This window comes from Variovorax sp. YR266 (assembly GCF_900107295.1).
Classification (GTDB): Bacteria; Pseudomonadota; Gammaproteobacteria; order Burkholderiales; family Burkholderiaceae_C; genus Variovorax.
On sequence record NZ_FNPM01000001.1, the window covers coordinates 454,130 to 469,942 of the forward strand.

Annotated in this window: 15 protein-coding genes; 8 read left to right on the plus strand and 7 right to left on the minus strand. The window is 66.9% G+C overall.

What is annotated here, in order from left to right:
- Positions 1 to 28: 28 nt before the first annotated feature.
- The 6 genes from BLW48_RS02150 to BLW48_RS02175 all read left to right on the plus strand — a co-directional run bounded on the left by BLW48_RS02150 (position 29) and on the right by BLW48_RS02175 (position 6,338).
- The gene (locus BLW48_RS02150; protein WP_093075759.1) at positions 29 to 1,039 is read left to right on the plus strand and encodes an ABC transporter substrate-binding protein; all 1,011 of its coding nucleotides are present in this window, start codon (positions 29 to 31) and stop codon (positions 1,037 to 1,039) included.
- A 16-nt stretch (positions 1,040 to 1,055) separates the two neighbouring features.
- Positions 1,056 to 1,895 (plus strand): ABC transporter permease, encoded by an 840-nt coding sequence (locus BLW48_RS02155; protein WP_093048924.1) that lies wholly within the window; start codon positions 1,056 to 1,058, stop codon positions 1,893 to 1,895.
- An 11-nt stretch (positions 1,896 to 1,906) separates the two neighbouring features.
- Positions 1,907 to 2,707 (plus strand): ABC transporter permease, encoded by an 801-nt coding sequence (locus tag BLW48_RS02160; protein ID WP_093172355.1) that lies wholly within the window; start codon positions 1,907 to 1,909, stop codon positions 2,705 to 2,707.
- On the plus strand, positions 2,697 to 3,758 hold the full coding sequence (locus BLW48_RS02165; RefSeq protein WP_093172357.1) for an ABC transporter ATP-binding protein: 1,062 nt from the start codon (positions 2,697 to 2,699) through the stop codon (positions 3,756 to 3,758). The genes BLW48_RS02160 and BLW48_RS02165 overlap by 11 nt, the downstream gene beginning before the upstream one ends.
- Complete coding sequence (locus tag BLW48_RS02170; RefSeq protein WP_093172360.1) at positions 3,755 to 4,612, plus strand: phosphodiesterase; 858 nt, start codon at positions 3,755 to 3,757, stop codon at positions 4,610 to 4,612. Before BLW48_RS02165 ends, BLW48_RS02170 begins: the two co-directional genes overlap by 4 nt.
- A gap of 64 nt (positions 4,613 to 4,676) precedes the next feature.
- Complete coding sequence (locus tag BLW48_RS02175; protein WP_093172362.1) at positions 4,677 to 6,338, plus strand: Na/Pi cotransporter family protein; 1,662 nt, start codon at positions 4,677 to 4,679, stop codon at positions 6,336 to 6,338.
- 4 nt (positions 6,339 to 6,342) lie between these two features.
- Here the strand turns inward: BLW48_RS02175 and BLW48_RS02180 are convergent, their stop codons facing one another.
- The 3 genes from BLW48_RS02180 to BLW48_RS02190 all read right to left on the minus strand — a co-directional run bounded on the left by BLW48_RS02180 (position 6,343) and on the right by BLW48_RS02190 (position 9,036).
- Positions 6,343 to 7,347, minus strand: a complete 1,005-nt coding sequence (locus BLW48_RS02180; protein ID WP_093172364.1) for a bile acid:sodium symporter family protein — start codon at positions 7,345 to 7,347, stop codon at positions 6,343 to 6,345.
- A 183-nt stretch (positions 7,348 to 7,530) separates the two neighbouring features.
- Complete coding sequence (locus BLW48_RS02185; protein WP_093048906.1) at positions 7,531 to 7,932, minus strand: response regulator; 402 nt, start codon at positions 7,930 to 7,932, stop codon at positions 7,531 to 7,533.
- Between the two features lie 117 nt (positions 7,933 to 8,049).
- The gene (locus tag BLW48_RS02190) at positions 8,050 to 9,036 is read right to left on the minus strand and encodes a quinone oxidoreductase family protein (protein ID WP_093172365.1); all 987 of its coding nucleotides are present in this window, start codon (positions 9,034 to 9,036) and stop codon (positions 8,050 to 8,052) included.
- Positions 9,037 to 9,140: 104 nt separating this feature from the next.
- On the opposite strand from BLW48_RS02190, the gene BLW48_RS02195 reads away from it, so the two are divergent.
- Entirely contained in the window at positions 9,141 to 10,049 is a 909-nt protein-coding gene (locus BLW48_RS02195; RefSeq protein ID WP_093172367.1) for a DMT family transporter, read from the plus strand.
- A 33-nt stretch (positions 10,050 to 10,082) separates the two neighbouring features.
- On the opposite strand, the gene BLW48_RS02200 is transcribed toward BLW48_RS02195, so the two are convergent.
- Genes BLW48_RS02200 through BLW48_RS02215 form a run of 4 tightly spaced genes read right to left on the minus strand, consistent with a single transcriptional unit; the run spans position 10,083 to position 14,505 of the window.
- Complete coding sequence (locus tag BLW48_RS02200; protein ID WP_093048901.1) at positions 10,083 to 10,874, minus strand: SDR family oxidoreductase; 792 nt, start codon at positions 10,872 to 10,874, stop codon at positions 10,083 to 10,085.
- Positions 10,875 to 10,913: 39 nt separating this feature from the next.
- On the minus strand, positions 10,914 to 11,861 hold the full coding sequence (locus BLW48_RS02205; RefSeq protein ID WP_093172369.1) for a DMT family transporter: 948 nt from the start codon (positions 11,859 to 11,861) through the stop codon (positions 10,914 to 10,916).
- 33 nt (positions 11,862 to 11,894) lie between these two features.
- Positions 11,895 to 13,508: a gamma-glutamyltransferase family protein gene (locus BLW48_RS02210; RefSeq protein WP_093172371.1), complete on the minus strand. Its 1,614-nt coding sequence runs from the start codon at positions 13,506 to 13,508 to the stop codon at positions 11,895 to 11,897.
- 25 nt (positions 13,509 to 13,533) lie between these two features.
- Entirely contained in the window at positions 13,534 to 14,505 is a 972-nt protein-coding gene (locus BLW48_RS02215; protein ID WP_093172373.1) for a Bug family tripartite tricarboxylate transporter substrate binding protein, read from the minus strand.
- 95 nt (positions 14,506 to 14,600) lie between these two features.
- On the opposite strand from BLW48_RS02215, the gene BLW48_RS02220 reads away from it, so the two are divergent.
- Positions 14,601 to 15,527 carry a LysR family transcriptional regulator gene (locus BLW48_RS02220; RefSeq protein WP_093172375.1) on the plus strand — a complete coding sequence of 309 codons (927 nt, stop codon included), beginning with the start codon at positions 14,601 to 14,603 and terminating at the stop codon, positions 15,525 to 15,527.
- The last annotated feature ends 286 nt before the right edge of the window (positions 15,528 to 15,813 follow it).

Sequence of the window (15,813 nt, forward strand, 5' to 3'; positions counted from 1 at the left end):
CTACATCCATCCAAGGAGCTTCTTCATCATGTCTCTTCGCTTCCACCGCATGGCCCGCCTCGGCCTGCTCGCCGCCACGCTCGTCGCCGGCAGCGCCATGGCGCAGACCGCCATTTGCTACAACTGCCCGACCGAATGGGCCGACTGGGGCACGCAGCTGAAGGCCATCAAGGCCAGGACCGGTGTCACCGTGCCGCCCGACAACAAGAACTCGGGCCAGTCGCTCGCCCAGATGGCGGCCGAGAAGGCCAGCCCCGTGGCCGACGTCACCTACCTCGGCGTGACCTTCGCGGTGCAGGCAGCCAAGGACGGCCTGGTCGAGCCCTACAAGCCGGCCGCATGGAAAGACATTCCCGACGGCCTGAAGGACCCGGCCGGCAACTGGTTCACCATCCACTCGGGCACGCTCGGCTTCATGGTCAACGTCGATGCGCTCAAGGGCAAGCCGATTCCGAAGTCGTGGGCCGACCTGCTCAAGCCCGAATACAAGGGCCTGATCGGCTACCTCGACCCCGCCTCGGCCTTCGTCGGTTACGTCGGCGCGGTCGCGGTGAACGAGGCGCGCGGCGGCACGCTCGACAACTTCAAGCCGGCCATCGACTACTTCAAGGCGCTGCAGAAGAACGAGCCCATCGTGCCGAAGCAGACCTCGTACGCGCGCGTGCTGTCGGGCGAGATCGCGATCCTGCTCGACTACGACTTCAACGCCTACCGCGCCAAGTACAAGGACAAGGCCAACGTCGCCTTCGTGATCCCGAGCGAAGGCACGCTGGCAGTGCCCTACGTGATGAGCCTGGTCGCCAAGGCTCCGCACGCGGCCGACGCGAAGAAGGTGCTCGACTTCACGCTTTCCGACGAAGGCCAGGCGATCTGGGCCAAGGCCTACCTGCGGCCGGTGCGCGCCAATGCGATGCCCAAGGACATCGAGGCGCAGTTCCTGCCTGCGAGCGAATACGCCCGCGCCAAGAGCGTGGACTACGGCCGCATGGCCGCAGCGCAGCGCGCTTTCTCCGACGAGTACCTGAAGGAAGTCCGCTGAGCGGACGCCACGCGCGATGACGCAAGCCACTCTCTCCAACGCGTCCAACGCCTGGAACCCGCGCTGGCGCCTGCTGGCCTGCGTCGCGCCCGCGGCCGCCTTCTTCGCGGCCTTCTGGCTGCTGCCGGTGGTGCGCCTGCTCACGCTGCCGGCCGACAAAGGCTGGGCCACCTACTTCGCGGTGCTGACCGATGCGCGCTACCTCACGAGCATGGCCAACACGGTCGCGCTCTCGGTGGCCGTGACGCTGGCCACGCTGGTGCTGGGCGCGGCCGTCGGCATCTACCTGGCGCGCCATGCCTTTATCGGCAAGCGTGTGCTGCTGTCGCTGCTCACGCTGCCGCTGTCTTTTCCGGGCGTGATCATCGGCTTCTTCGTGATCCTGCTGGGCGGGCGGCAAGGCGTGGTGGCCGACATCGGCGACAGCCTGTTCGGCGAGCGCATCACCTTCGCCTACGGCCTGCTCGGGCTGTTCCTGGCGTACCTGTATTTCTCGCTGCCGCGCGCCATTGCCACTTATGCAGCGGCAGCCGAGTCGATGAACACGCAGCTCGAAGAAGCCGCGCGTTCGCTCGGCGCCTCGCGGCTACGCGTGGCGCGCGACGTGTGGATGCCCGAACTCGCGCCCACCACGCTGGCCTGCGGCGCCATCCTGTTCGCCACCTCGATGGGCGCCTTCGGCACGGCCTTCACGCTGGCCAGCAAGTTCGAGGTGATCCCGATCACCATCTACAACGAGTTCACCAACTACGCCAACTTCGCGCTCGCCGCGTCGCTGTCGATCTCGCTGGGCATCGTGACCTGGCTGGTGCTGTTCGTGGCGCGCCGCTTCGGCGCGAACCCCGTGGCACGCTGAGGCCCGCGCACATGCACAAGAACACACAACCGAAGGCTCCCTTCCTGCTCGCCGTCACGGTGATCGTGAGCCTCTTCATGATCGCGCCGATGTTGCTGTCGGTGATGGCGGGGCTCGTCAACAACTACAGCGCCGGGCTCAAGAGCGGCCTTACGCTGCGCTGGCTCGGCGAGGTGTGGGAGAACTACGGCGGCACCGTCGGCTGGTCGCTCGCGCTGGCCGTGGCCTGCGTCGTCGGCACCGTGCTGCTGGGCGTGCCCTGTGCCTATGCGCTGGCGCGCAGCCGCTCGCGCGCCGCGCGCATCTTCGAAGAGCTGCTGACACTGCCGGTCGCGGTGCCGGGCCTTGCGACGGCGCTGGCTTTGATCCTCGCCTACGGCCAGCTCACCGCCTTCCGCCAGAGCTTCGCCTTCATCCTCGTCGGCCACATGATCTTCACGCTGCCCTTCATGGTGCGCACCGTGAGCTCTGCCTTCCAGCGCGATGACCTGCTCGCGCTCGAAGAGGCCGCACGCTCGCTGGGCGCCAACTTCCGCCAGCGCTTCATGGGCATCCTCGTGCCGGCCGTGTTCCCGGCCATCGTGGCCGGCAGCCTGATGGTGTTCACGCTGTCGGTGGGCGAATTCAACCTCACGTGGATGCTGCACACGCCGCTCACCCGCACGCTGCCCGTGGGCCTGGCCGACAGCTATGCCTCGATGCGCATCGAGATCGGATCGGCCTACACGCTGGTCTTCTTCGCCGTCATTCTTCCGGTGCTGTGGGGCCTGCAGTACCTTGCCAACCTGATGCAGAAACGCCATGGAACTTGAACGCATCCCCGTCGACATTGCGAACTGCGCAAAGACCTACGCAGACGGCACGCGCGGCCTGCAGCCCACCGACCTGAAGGTCGAGGCTGGCGAGGTGCTCGCGCTGCTGGGCCCTTCGGGCTGCGGCAAGACCACGCTGCTGCGGCTGATCGCGGGGCTGGAAGCGCCCGACGCGGGCAGCCGCATCGTGTTCGGCGGCCAAGACGTCACGCAGCGCCCGGTCGAGCACCGCGGCGTGGGCATGGTGTTCCAGAGCTACGCGCTCTTTCCGCAGATGACGGTGGCGGCCAACATCGGCTACGGCCTGCGCATTCGCGGCGTCTCGCCCGATGAGGAAAAGCGCAGCGTCGGCGAGCTGGTCGACCTAGTGCGCCTGGGCGGCCTGGAAAACAAGCGCCCCGCCGAACTCTCCGGCGGCCAGCGCCAGCGCGTGGCCCTGGCGCGCGCCGTGGCCGTGCGCCCGCGCGTGCTGCTGCTCGACGAGCCGCTGGCCGCACTAGACGCCAAGCTCAAGGAATCGCTGCGCGACGAGCTGGCCGAGCTGCTGCGCCGCCTGCACATCACGGCCATCCACGTCACGCACGACCAGCAGGAGGCGCTCGCCATCGCAGACCGGCTCGCGGTAATGCGCGCCGGCCGCATCGTGCAGGTGGGCCGTGGCGAAGACCTGTACCGCACGCCCACGCATCCTTTCGTGGCCGAGTTCCTGGGCCGGGTCAACCGCCTCGAGCGCGAAGCCGATGCCATCGCGCAAGGTGTTGTCCGACTCGGTGGATCAACCGTGCCCTGCCCGGGCGCGTGGCAAAGCCATGCGATGCTGCTCGTGCGGCCTGAAGACATCGAGGTCGGCGCGCCGCAGCCCGACTGGGGCGCCGCCACCGTCGAGCGCCGCACCTTCCTCGGCGACCGCGTGCAGTTGCACCTGCGACTGCGAGACCAGCCCGTGCTGGTGGCCGACGTGGGGCGCGACAATCCCTTCGGGCCGGGCGACGCAGTGGGTCTTCGCATCCACCCCGACCGGCTGATGACGTCGCAGGAAACAAGCGCATGACGACAACTCAGAGCAAGAACACCTTCCTGGTCCAGCTGACCGACCTGCATATCCGCGAGCCGGGCCGGCTGGCCTATGGCCGCATCGATACCGCGCCCTACCTCGAGCGCGCCGTGCAGTCGGTGCTGGCCCTGCGCCAGCAGCCCGACGCGGTGGTCGTCACCGGCGACCTGACCGATTTCGGCCGCGCCGCCGAGTACGAGCACCTCGCCCGCCTGCTGGCTCCGCTGACCATGCCGGTCTACCTGATGCCCGGCAACCACGACGACCGCGACCAGCTGCGCCGCAGCTTCCCCGGCCATGCCTACATGGGCACGGGCGCCGATACAGACGGCTTCATCCAGTACTCGGTGCGCGTCGGCGACCTGCGCCTGCTCACGCTCGACACCTGCGTGCCCGGTGCCAGCCACGGCTCGCTGTGCGAGAAGCGGCTGGCTTGGCTCAAGGCACAGCTCGACGCCTGCCGCGACGAGCCCGTCGTCGTCGCCATGCATCACCCGCCCTTCGAAACGCTGATCGGCCACATGGACGAGATCGGCCTGCTGCAAGGCGCCGATGCGCTGGAAGCCCTGCTCTCACGCTACAGCAACGTCGAGCGTGTCATCTGCGGCCACCTGCACCGTGCCATCGACGTGCGTTTCGGCGGCACCATCGCCTCGACCTCGCCGGCGCAGGCCCATCAGGTCTGCCTGGATCTGGCCCCGGACGCGGACTCGGCCTGGACACTGGAGCCGCCTTCATTCCGGGTGCACGCGTGGTCAGCGCAAGGACGCCGGCTCGTCACCCACCTCGCGGCATCAGGCAGCTTCGAAGGCCCCTATCCTTTCCACGACAACGGAGCACTGATCGACTGAAGCGCTCACTTGTGGAAAATGGGGTCGAAACGAACCAGAACGAAAAGGATAGAACCCGACCCCCATGAAGCATCTCCTGAATCTGCTGGCAGCCGTTGCCCTGCTGGTATGGGGCACGCACCTGGTCCGCACCGGCGTGCTGCGTGTGTTCGGCGCCAACCTGCGCAAGATCCTCGTGCAGAGCATGCGCAACCGCTTCACGGCCGCCCTCTCGGGCATCGGCGTGACGGCCCTGGTGCAGTCGAGCACCGCCACCTCGCTCATGACCTCGTCCTTCGTCGGGCAGGGCCTGGTTACGCTGCCGGCGGCGCTGGCGGTGATGCGGGGCGCCGACGTGGGCACTGCGCTGATCTCGGTGCTGTTCTCGGCAGACCTGTCATGGCTTTCGCCAATGTTCATCTTCGTGGGCGTGGTGCTGTTCATCACGCGCTCGGCCACCGTGGCGGGGCGCGTCGGCCGGGTGCTGATCGGGCTCGGGCTGATGCTGCTGGCGCTGCAGTTGGTGGTGGAGGCGACCGAGCCGCTGTTCTCCTCGCCGGCCGTGCGCGCGCTGCTCGCATCGATCAGCAGCGACGTGCTGCTTGAAATCACCATCGGCTCGGTGCTGGCCATCGTGGCCTATTCGAGCCTCGCGGTGGTGCTGCTGGTCGCGGCCATGGCCACGTCGAACGTGGTGCCGCTGGACGTGGCGCTCGGCCTGGTGCTCGGCGCCAACCTGGGCAGCGGCCTGCTCGCAGTGCTGACCACGGCCAAGTCGGCGGTGGCCGTGCGGCAGGTGACTGTGGGCAACCTGCTCTTCAAGGCACTGGGCGTGGCCGTCGTCGCCCCCTTCATCGGGCTGTGGATCCGTTATGTGCAGCCGCAGCTGCCCAACCAGACGCACGGGGTCGTGCTGTTCCACCTGGCGTTCAACATCGTGATCAGCGTGGGGTTCATCGGCCTCACGCAGTGGGTCGCCAAGCTGGTAACGCGCATGCTGCCGGTGCCGCAGCAGCCGGCCGGCACATCACGGCCGCATCACCTCGATCCATCGGCGCTGTCGACGCCCTCGCTCGCCATTTCGAATGCCGCGCGCGAGGCGCTGCACCAGGCCGACATCGTGGAGACCATGCTGATCGGCACACTCGACGTGATACGCCACAACGACCTGCGGCTCGCGCAGGAACTGAGGCAGCTCGACGACACGGTGGACGAGCTGTACTCGGCCATCAAGTACTACATGACCCGCATCTCGCGCGAGGCGCTGGGCGAAGAGGAAAGCCGGCGCTGGACCGACATCATCAGCTTCACGATCAACATGGAGCAGATCGGCGACATCATCGAGCGCGTGATCATCGACGTGGAAGACAAGAAGATCAAACCGCAGCGCAACTTCTCTGAAGCGGGCATGGCGGAAATCGTCGAGCTGCATGGGCGGCTGGTGGCCAACCTGCGGCTGAGCATGAGCGTATTCCTGAACGGCAACGTGCGCGATGCGCAGAAGCTGCTCGAAGAGAAGGTGCGCTTCCGGAACCTGGAGCGGGCCTACGCCACGACCCACCTGGACCGGCTGTCGGACCGCACCACGCTGAGCATCGAGACCAGCTCGCTGCACATCGACCTGATCAGCGACCTGAAGCGGATCAACTCGCACATCTGCTCGATTGCGTATCCGATCCTGGAGTCGGCCGGAGCGCTAGCGCCCAGCCGGCTGAGAGAGTCCCGACTGGGAAAGATCGAGGGCTGACCGACTAGTCGGCCTGCCCGGCCGTCTTCAGCACGGAAGCCTCGCGCCCCCGCCGCGCATAGCGTTGCGCCAGCACGGCGCACACCATCAGCTGCATCTGATGGAACAGCATCAGCGGCAGCACGATCGCGCCCACCGCGTGCGAAGCGAACAGCACCTTCGCCATCGGTATGCCGCTGGCCAGGCTCTTCTTGGAGCCACAGAACACGATCGTGATCTCGTCCTCGGTATCGAAGCCCAGCTTGCGCGCCAGCAGGGTCGTGAGGCTCAGCGCCAGCCCCAGCACCACCGCGCACACCACCAGCAGCCCGACCAGCGCATGCGCGGGCACCTGCTTCCACAACCCCTCGATCACGGCCGCGCTGAATGCCGTGTAGACGACCAGCAGGATCGAGCCCTGGTCGACGAACTTCAGCACCGCGGCGCGGCGCTGTATCCACTTGCCGATCAACGGCCGCAGCAGATGCCCCGCCACGAACGGCACCATCAACTGCAGCAGGATGCGTCCGATCGAGTCCAGCGACGAGCTCGCATGGCCGCCGTTCGGCAGCACCACCAGATTGACCAGCACCGGCGTGATGAACACGCCCAGCAGCGTGGAGGCCGATGCACTGCAGATCGCGGCAGGCATGTTGCCCCGAGCCATCGCCGTGAAGGCGATAGCCGACTGCACCGTGGCAGGCAGCACGCACAGATAGAGCACGCCGGTGTAGAGCTCTGGTGTCACCAGCGGCAGGAGCAGTGGCTTGAGCATCAGCCCGAGCATGGGAAACAGCACGAAGGTGCTGCCGAACACCAGCAGGTGCAGCCGCCAGTGCGTAAGCCCGTTCAAGATCGCCTCGCGCGACAGCTTGGCGCCATGCAGGAAGAACAGCAGCCCGATGGCGGCGGTCGTGAGCAGCTCGAAGAAATGCGCCACCTTGCCGCTTGCAGGCAGCAGGCTGGCAAAGGTCACGACCGAGAGAAGCGCGAAGGTGAAGTTGTCGGGAAGAAAGCGGGGGCGGGACATGTTGCAACTTGGGGCGCTGCGCGCGTTGCAGGCGCGCAAGCCGACTCAGCAGGGGAATGTGTGATTTCCGCGCATGAATCTCGTCGCCAATTTGCGGAGCCCGGCGCGTGCTCCTCGCGCCTTTGAGGGTGCATTTTCGGCGAAGTCCGGCTCGGTTGCCGGTCGGCGAAAAATGCCCCTGCCTCAGTGTGCGGCGGGCGAACTGAACTGCGCCTGACGGTGGCGCAGGCAGTAGTCGATCAGGTCGTCGATTTCGGTAGCCTTGTCGAACACGGCATCGGCACCGAGGTGCACGCATTTGCGCCGCATGTCGGGCGTGGCATAGTTGCTGAGCACCACCATCTTCTGCGACGGCCCGCGGTGGCGACAGGCTTCGAGCACGCGAAAACCGGTGCCGTCCTTCAGGAACAGGTCGACGATGGCCAGGTCCCATTGCGACAGGTTGTCCGACAGCCAGCGCGAGCCCTCCTCCTCTGACTCGGCCTCGCCGACCGGATCGACCCGTGCCACCTCGCGCAGCGTACCCACAAGGCTCTTGCGGATGGTCGGGTTGTCTTCGACGATGAAAGTGCGAACTGTGGTCATGGGCTGGCTCGTCTCTACGCTGTGTTCACAGGCTACAAAGTGCACCCGGCACAAGTCGAAGGCATGACACCCCACCGCCGGTAGGACAAGACTGGCGCCCTGCCCCACCGGAGCCATTCAGAGCGTCAGGATCGTGCAGCCCGTGGTCTTGCGCGCCTCCAGGTCGCGGTGCGCCTGCTGCACGTCGGCCAGTGCATAGCGCTGGTCGATCGGGATCTTCACCGCGCCGCTTTGCACCACCGCGAACAGGTCGTCGGCCATCGCCTGCGTGGTTTCGCGCGTGGCCATGTGCGTGAACAACGTCGGCCGCGTCACATAGAGCGAGCCCTTGGACGCCAGCAAGCCGAGGTTGACCGGCGGCACCGGGCCCGAGCCGTTGCCGAAGATGGCCAGCAGGCCGAACGGGCGCAGGCAGTCGATCGAGCCTTCGAAAGTGTCCTTGCCCACCGAGTCGTACACCACCTTCACGCCCTTGCCGCCGGTGATCTCTTTCACGCGGGCCGCGAAGTTCTCGGTGCTGTAGTTGATGGCGTGCGCCGCGCCGTGCGCCAGCGCGAGCTTGCACTTGGCATCGCTGCCGGCCGTGCCGATCAGCTGCAGGCCCAGCGCCTTGGCCCACTGGCAGGCGATCAGGCCAACACCGCCGGCCGCAGCGTGGAACAGGATGAAGTCGCCGGCCTGCAGGCCTTCGGCCGGCAGCGTCTTCTTCAGCAGGTACTGGGTGGTCAGGCCCTTGAGCATCATGGCCGCGCCGGTCTCGAAAGAGATGTCGTCGGGCAGCTTGCACACGCACTTGGCCGGCATCACGCGCAGTTCGCAGTAGGCGCCCGGCGGCGGGCTGGCATAGGCGGCGCGGTCGCCGGGCTTCAGGTGCGTCACGCCCTCGCCCACCGCCTCGACGATGCCCGAGGCCTCCATGCCCAACTGCAGCGGCATCGCGAACGGGTAGAGCCCGCTGCGCTGATAGGTGTCGATGAAATTCAGGCCCACGGCCTTGTGGCGGATGCGGATCTCGCCGGGGCCGGGCTCGCCGACTTCCACGTCGACGATCTTCAGTTCTTCGGGACCGCCATGGCGGTCGATACGGACGGCTTTGCTCATCATCGTTGCAGTCTCCACACACAGGAAAAGAAGAGGGATGGGCATCCTGCCACGTCTGGGTTTCCCGTGGCGGCGCGGGGCATCATTGCCCGGTAGAGTCGGCGGCCATGCAGACACAGCCGCAGCGCCTCGCTCCCCTCACCGTTCTCCTGCTCGTCGTTCCGCCGCTGCTCTGGGCCAGCAATGCCGTGGTCGGCCGGCTGGTGCGCGACATGGTGTCGCCGCTCACGCTGAACTTCGTGCGCTGGGTCATCGCGTTCGTGCTCCTGCTGCCGCTGGCCGCGCCGGTGCTGCGCCGCAACAGCCCGCTGTGGGAGCACTGGAAACGCTACGCGGTGCTCGGGCTGCTGGGCATCGGCCTGTACAACGCGTTCCAGTACCTGGCGCTGCAGACCTCCACGCCCATCAACGTGACGCTGGTCGGCTCCAGCCTCCCGCTGTGGATGCTCGCGACCGGGGCGCTGTTCTTCGGCGCACGCATCAGTGCCCGCGAAATCGGTGGCGCGCTGCTGTCGATGGTGGGCGTGCTGCTGGTGCTCAGCCGCGGCGAATGGCAGCAACTGCTTGGGCTGCGGCTGGTGCCGGGCGACCTTTACATGATTTTGGGCACCATCGCCTGGGCCTTCTACAGCTGGCTGCTGGCGCGCACGCACGAACCCAAGGCCGTGCGGCAGGACTGGGCCGCGTTCCTGATGTCGCAATTGGTGTTCGGTGTCGCATGGTCGGGCGCGCTGGCCGCCGGTGAATGGACGCTGACACCCGCCCACATCGACCTGGGCTGGCCGCTCATCGCCGCGATGCTGTTCATCGGCATCGGGCCCGCGGTGGTGGCGTATCGCTGCTGGGGCACCGGCGTGCAACGCGCGGGCCCGCAGGCGGCAAGCATCTTCATGAACCTCACGCCGCTGTTCGCGGCGGTGCTGTCGGCGGCCTTTTTGCGGGAGCCGCCGCATTGGTACCACGGCGCGGCGTTTCTGCTTATCGTGGGCGGGATCGTGGTGGCGTCCCGGCGCTGAAAACACCGGGCCTCGCGCAGCCTGGGGGCGAGCTCAGTACGTGCCCGGGTAGGCCCCGCCGTCGGCGAGCACGTTCTGGCCGGTCATGTAGCCGGCCTGCATGCTGCAGAGAAACGCGCAGATGGCGCCGAACTCGGCCGGCGTGCCGAAGCGCTTCGCGGGAATGTTCTTCTTGCGGGCTTCCCACACGGTATCGAAGTCCTGGCCTGACTTCTGCGCCGCGCCGGCCATCGTGCCCTTGAGGCGGTCGGTGTCGAAGGAACCCGGCAGCAGGTTGTTGATGGTCACGCCCTGCGCCGCGATGGGCGTGCGCGCCACGCCGGCCACGAAGCCCGTCAGGCCGCTTCGCGCACCGTTCGACAGGCCCAGGATGTCGATGGGCGACTTCACCGAGCTCGACGTGATGTTCACGATGCGGCCGAAGCCGCGCTTGGCCATGCCGTCGACCGTGGCCTTGATCAGCTCGATGGGCGTGAGCATGTTGGCGTCGACCGCCTTGATCCACGCCTCGCGGTCCCAGTTGCGGAAGTCGCCGGGCGGCGGGCCGCCCGCGTTGGTGACGACGATGTCGAAGTCATGGCCCAGCGCGAACACGGCGGCACGGCCGGCCTCGGTAGTGATGTCGGCGGCCACGTGCTTGACGAACGGGCCCGATGCGCCCGCGGCCTCCGTCAGCTTCTTCGCAGCCGCTTCCAGTGCCTCGGCGCCGCGCGCCACGATCACCACGTTCACGCCTTCGCGCACCAGCGCCTCGGCGCAGCCGTAGCCCAGCCCCTTGCTCGCGCCGCACACCAGCGCGGTCTTGCCTGCAATACCCAGATCCATGTTGTTGCTCCTGTGAGTCAGTCAGTACGGCAACGGGCTTCAGCGCCCCTTGCGTGTGAAAACGAAAATGCCCGCGATGACGAGCACGGTGCCGGCCGCGATCCACGGCGTGAACGGCTCGCCCAGTATGACCACCCCCATGAGGATGGTCGACAGCGGCCCGATCATGCCGGTTTGCGCGGCCACGGCCGGGCCGATGCGTTCGATGGCCATCATCACCATCAGCACGGGCACTGCCGTGCAAAGCGTGGCGTTGAGCACTGACAGCCAGATCACCTCGGGCGCCACCTGCATCGCCACGCTCATCGGCCGCGTCAGCACGAACTGCAGGATGCACAGCACGCAGGCCACGGTGGTGGCCAGTCCCACGAGCCGCAGCGACCCCAAGCGCTTGACGAACTCGCCGCTGTAGACAAGGTAGCCCGCATAGCTCACCGCGCTCAGGAACACCAGGAACGCGCCCCACGCCGCCGCCCCGCCGCCCTTGCCGCCGCCCCCGGTCCACAGTTCGTGGCCGAACACCAGCAGCACGCCGGCATAGCTCACGACCATGCCCAGCACCTGCTGGCGCGTGGCGCGCCGCCGGTACATCAGCCAGCCGAACAGCAGCACCAGCGTGGGGTTGAGATACAGGATCAGCCGCTCGAAGCTGGCCGAGATGTACGCGAGCCCCGCAAAGTCGAGAAAGCTCGCGAGGTAGTAGCCCGAGAAGCCGAGCCCGATCACGCCGATCCAGTCGCGGCCCGTCAGCGCAGGCTTGCCGCGCCCCGCCCACCATGCCATCAAGGCAAAGAGCGGCAGCGCGAACAGCATGCGCAGCATGATGAGCGTGATGGCGTCCACGCCGTAGCGGTACGCCAGCTTGACGATGATGGCCTTGCCGCTGAACGCGATGGCGCCCAGCGTGGCGAGTATCAGACCGGACGCATAGCCTTTTCTTGCGCCGTCGTGAGTTGGGATGCCGAGCGATGCGGCTGTCTTGTTCATCCCCCGATCATCGCGGGAACCTCGAGACCTTGCTCAATACCCTGCAGCCAAGCCGTCGCGGCGCGGGTCGCTGGCAGCCACGTAGCCTTCGACCGAAGGCTCGCCCGCGCGCCAGATGAACTGGCCGGCGCCGAAGTCCTGGTACGAGTCGTTGATCACTTCCAGGTGGTGGCCCAGGTCGCGCAGGCCCTGCACCGTGGCCGGGTTCATCGCGGCCTCGACGTTGATCTCGAGCCCCGCGTTGAAGCGCCAGCGCGGCGCGTCGCAGGCGGCCTGCGGGTTCTGCTTGTAGTCGAGCATGCGCACCAGCGTCTGCATGTGGCCCTGCGGCTGCATGTTGCCGCCCATCACGCCGAAGCTCATCACCGGCTGGCCGTCCTTGGTGAGGAAGGCCGGAATGATGGTGTGGAACGGGCGCTTGCCCGGCGCCACCACGTTCGGGCTCTCGGCCTTCAGGCTGAAGCCGTGGCCGCGGTTCTGCAGGCTGATGCCGAATTCGGGCTCCACGCAGCCCGAGCCGAAGCCCATGTAGTTGCTCTGGATGAAGCTCACCATCATGCCGCTCTCGTCGGCAGCCGTGAGGTAGATGGTGCCGCCCTTCACGGGGTTGCCGGCCTTGAAGTCTTGCGCCTTCTTCACATCGATGAGGCGGGCGCGCGAGGCGAGGTACGCATCGTCGAGCATCTGCTCGGTCGTGACTTCCATCGTCTTGCGCTCCGACACGTAGCGGTACACGTCGGCAAAGGCCAGCTTCATCGCTTCGATCTGCAGATGCTGCGATTGCACCGAGTCGACCGGCAGCGAGGCGATGTCGAACTTTTCGAGAATGCCGAGCGCGATCAGCGCGGCAATGCCCTGGCCGTTAGGCGGAATCTCGTGCAGCGTGTGGCCGCGGTAGTCGCGCGAGATCGGCTTGACCCACTCGGGCTGGTAGGCCGCGAGGTCGGCCACCGTGAGCGCACCGCCCTGCTCGGCCGAGAACTTCGCCAGCGCCTCGGCGATCTCGCCGTTGTAGTAGGCCTCGCCCTTGGTGCGTGCAATGGCCTTGAGCGCACGCGCGGCGGCCGTGAAGCGGAACAACTCGCCCACCTCGGGCGCACGGCCCCACGGCAGGAAGGTCTGCGCAAAGCCCGGTTGCGAGCCCAGCAACGGCGTGGCCGCAGCCCACTTGCCCTGCACCACCGGCGGCACAAGATACCCGCGCTCGGCGATGTCGATGGCCGGCACCAGCAGGTCGGCGAACGGCAGCTTGCCGAAGCGCTCGCTCATGGCGACCCATCCGCGCACCGCGCCTGGCACCGTGACCGAGTCGATGCCGCGCATGGGCGGATTGGCCGCGTCGGCACCGTACTTGGCCTTGAAATACTCGGGCGTCCAGGCCTTGGGCGCCGGGCCCGAGGCATTGAGGCCGTGCAGTTCCTTGCCGTCCCACAGGATGCAGAAGGCATCGCTGCCCAGGCCGTTGCTCACCGGCTCGACCAGCGTCATCACGGCGGCAGTGGCAATGGCCGCATCGACCGCGTTGCCGCCCTGCTGCAGGATGCGCAGGCCGGCCTGCGAGGCCAGCGGGTGCGAGGTCGACACCACGTTGCGCGCGAAGATCGGGATGCGGGTCGAGAGGTAGGGGTTGTTGAAATCGAAGTTCATTTAGGCGTGCTCTTCTTTCTCTGCTTCATTCGTTGGTGATCTTGCGGTCGACGACGATCTTTTTCCACTTGGCGGCGTCAGTGGCGACCATCTTCGCGAACTGGTCGGGCGTGCCCGGAGTCGCGGTCTCGATGCCCAGGCGGGCGAGCTTTTCCTTCACCTCGGGGTCTGCCAGTGCCTCGTTGGCCGCCTTGTTGATCTTCGCGACGATGTCGGCCGGCAGGCCCTTCGGGCCGTAGAAGCCGAACCACGTGTTCGATTCGTAACCCGGGAGCGTCTCGGCAATGGGCGGCAGTTCGGGCGCCAGCGGGCTGCGCTTGAGCGAGGTAACACCCAGTGCGCGCAGGCGGCCGTCACGCACGTGCGGCATGCCGGTGGGCAGCGAGTCGAACAGCACGTCGATCTTGCCGCTGATCAGGTCGGGAATGGCCAGCGCCGTGCCCTTGTAGGGAATGTGCGTGACGAACACGCCGGCCTGCGCCTTGAACAGCTCGGCCGTGAGCTGCACGATAGTGCCGTTGCCGCTCGATGCGTAGTTGAGCTTGCCGGGGTTCTTCTTCGCGTAGTCGATCCACTCGCGCACCGTCTTGGCGGGCGAATTGACCGGCACCAGCATGATGCTGGCCGCGTCGCCTACATGCGCGATGGGCGTGAAGTCGCGCACCGTGTCGTAGGGCAGCTTGCTGACGGCCGGGCCGATCGAATGCGTGCTGGTGGTGGCCAGCAGGATCGTGTAGCCATCGGCCGGGGCCTTGGCAGCCTGGTCGGAGCCGATGGCGCCGCCGGCGCCGGGCTTGTTGTCGACCACCAGCGTGGTGCCGAGCTTCTCGCCCATCTTCTGCCCCAGCGTGCGGGCGAAGAGATCGGTGGCGCCGGCCGCCGGGAACGGCACGATCAGGCGGATCGGCTTGTTCGGGTAGCCCTGGGCCAGGCTGGCGGACGAGGCGGCCATGCCGAGCGCAACGGCGAGCACCTGGAGGAACTGGAGGCGTTTCATGTACGGAATTCTTGCCTGTGAACGAAAAAAGGATGCTATGCAGCGGCAGCGCATCAAGCCAGATAATTCTGCTTATTCAACTATCAAAGCTGTTTATGGCAAGGAACACCGCTGAAGAGATCTCGCTGCAGCAGTTGCGGGCGCTGACGGCGGTGGCCGAAACGGGCAGCTTCACACTGGCGGCCGAGGCATTGCAGCTCACGCAGCCGGCCATCAGCCATCTGGTCAAGCGCCTGGAAGAAGAGCTGGCGCAGCCGCTGGTGGTGCGCGGCCGCCGCATCCGCATGACCAATGCGGGCCAGATGATGGTCGACACGGCCGTGCGTGCGCTGCGGCTGATCGATGAATCCGTCGATGCCTGCCGCTCGCAGTCGCAGCTGCGCGAAGGCCGCATCGTGCTGGCGGTGGGCCATCTGACTGCAGGCGCCCTGTTGCCGCCGTTGCTCGGCCGTTTTTCGCAGAAGCACCCGACGCTTGCGACCACGCTGCTCGACAGCACCGCGGATCAGATGATCTCGCGCATCCTCTCGCAGGAGGCCGACCTGGGCTTCGGCTCCGACATCGGCCAGAAGCACTCGGAGCTGGCGACGGAGCCGCTGTTCTCCGACCGCATGGCCCTCTTCGTGCGGGACGACCATGCGCTGGCGCAGCACGCCGTGGTCGAGGCCCGGCACCTGGAGGCGCTGCCCTTCATCCACGTCAACCCCGACGCCAATGTGTGGCGTGCGGTGAGCCGCCAACTGTCGAGCATGGCCAACGTGTACCCGCGCGTGGTGCATCACGTGTCGATGCTGTCGACAGCCTTCGGCCTCATCCAGGCGGGTGCAGGGGTAGCGCTGCTGCCGCGCTATGTGGAAGTGCTGATGCCGGCCAACCTGCGGGCGTTGGGCGTGGTGCGGCCCACGCTGGAGTACCCGGTGGTCGCCATCCGGCTGGCCAAGCACCCGCTCAACCCGGCTGCCATGGCTTTTCTGGCGATGGCTCGGCAGCATATGAAGCCGCCGCGGGCCGGCAAGTCCTAGTTTTTTTGGCTCAGGGGCGCGATCACGCCGACGGGGTACCTTGCTCCGCGAATGTCCCCCGGCCTGCGGCCTCCTCCTTTATTTCGCTGCGCAAGGCACCCCATCGACGTGATCGTTCAGAGCACTGGTTGATCGGCCGGCACAACAGCCGCGTCCATGTGCGAATGGCATCGGGTGCTTCCCGCAGCGAAATAAAGGAGGAGCCGAAGGCGGGGGACATTCGCGGAGGGGAGTACCCGGTGTCATTCGCACGCACCCCGAACACTCAGCACAAATGGAAAACGGC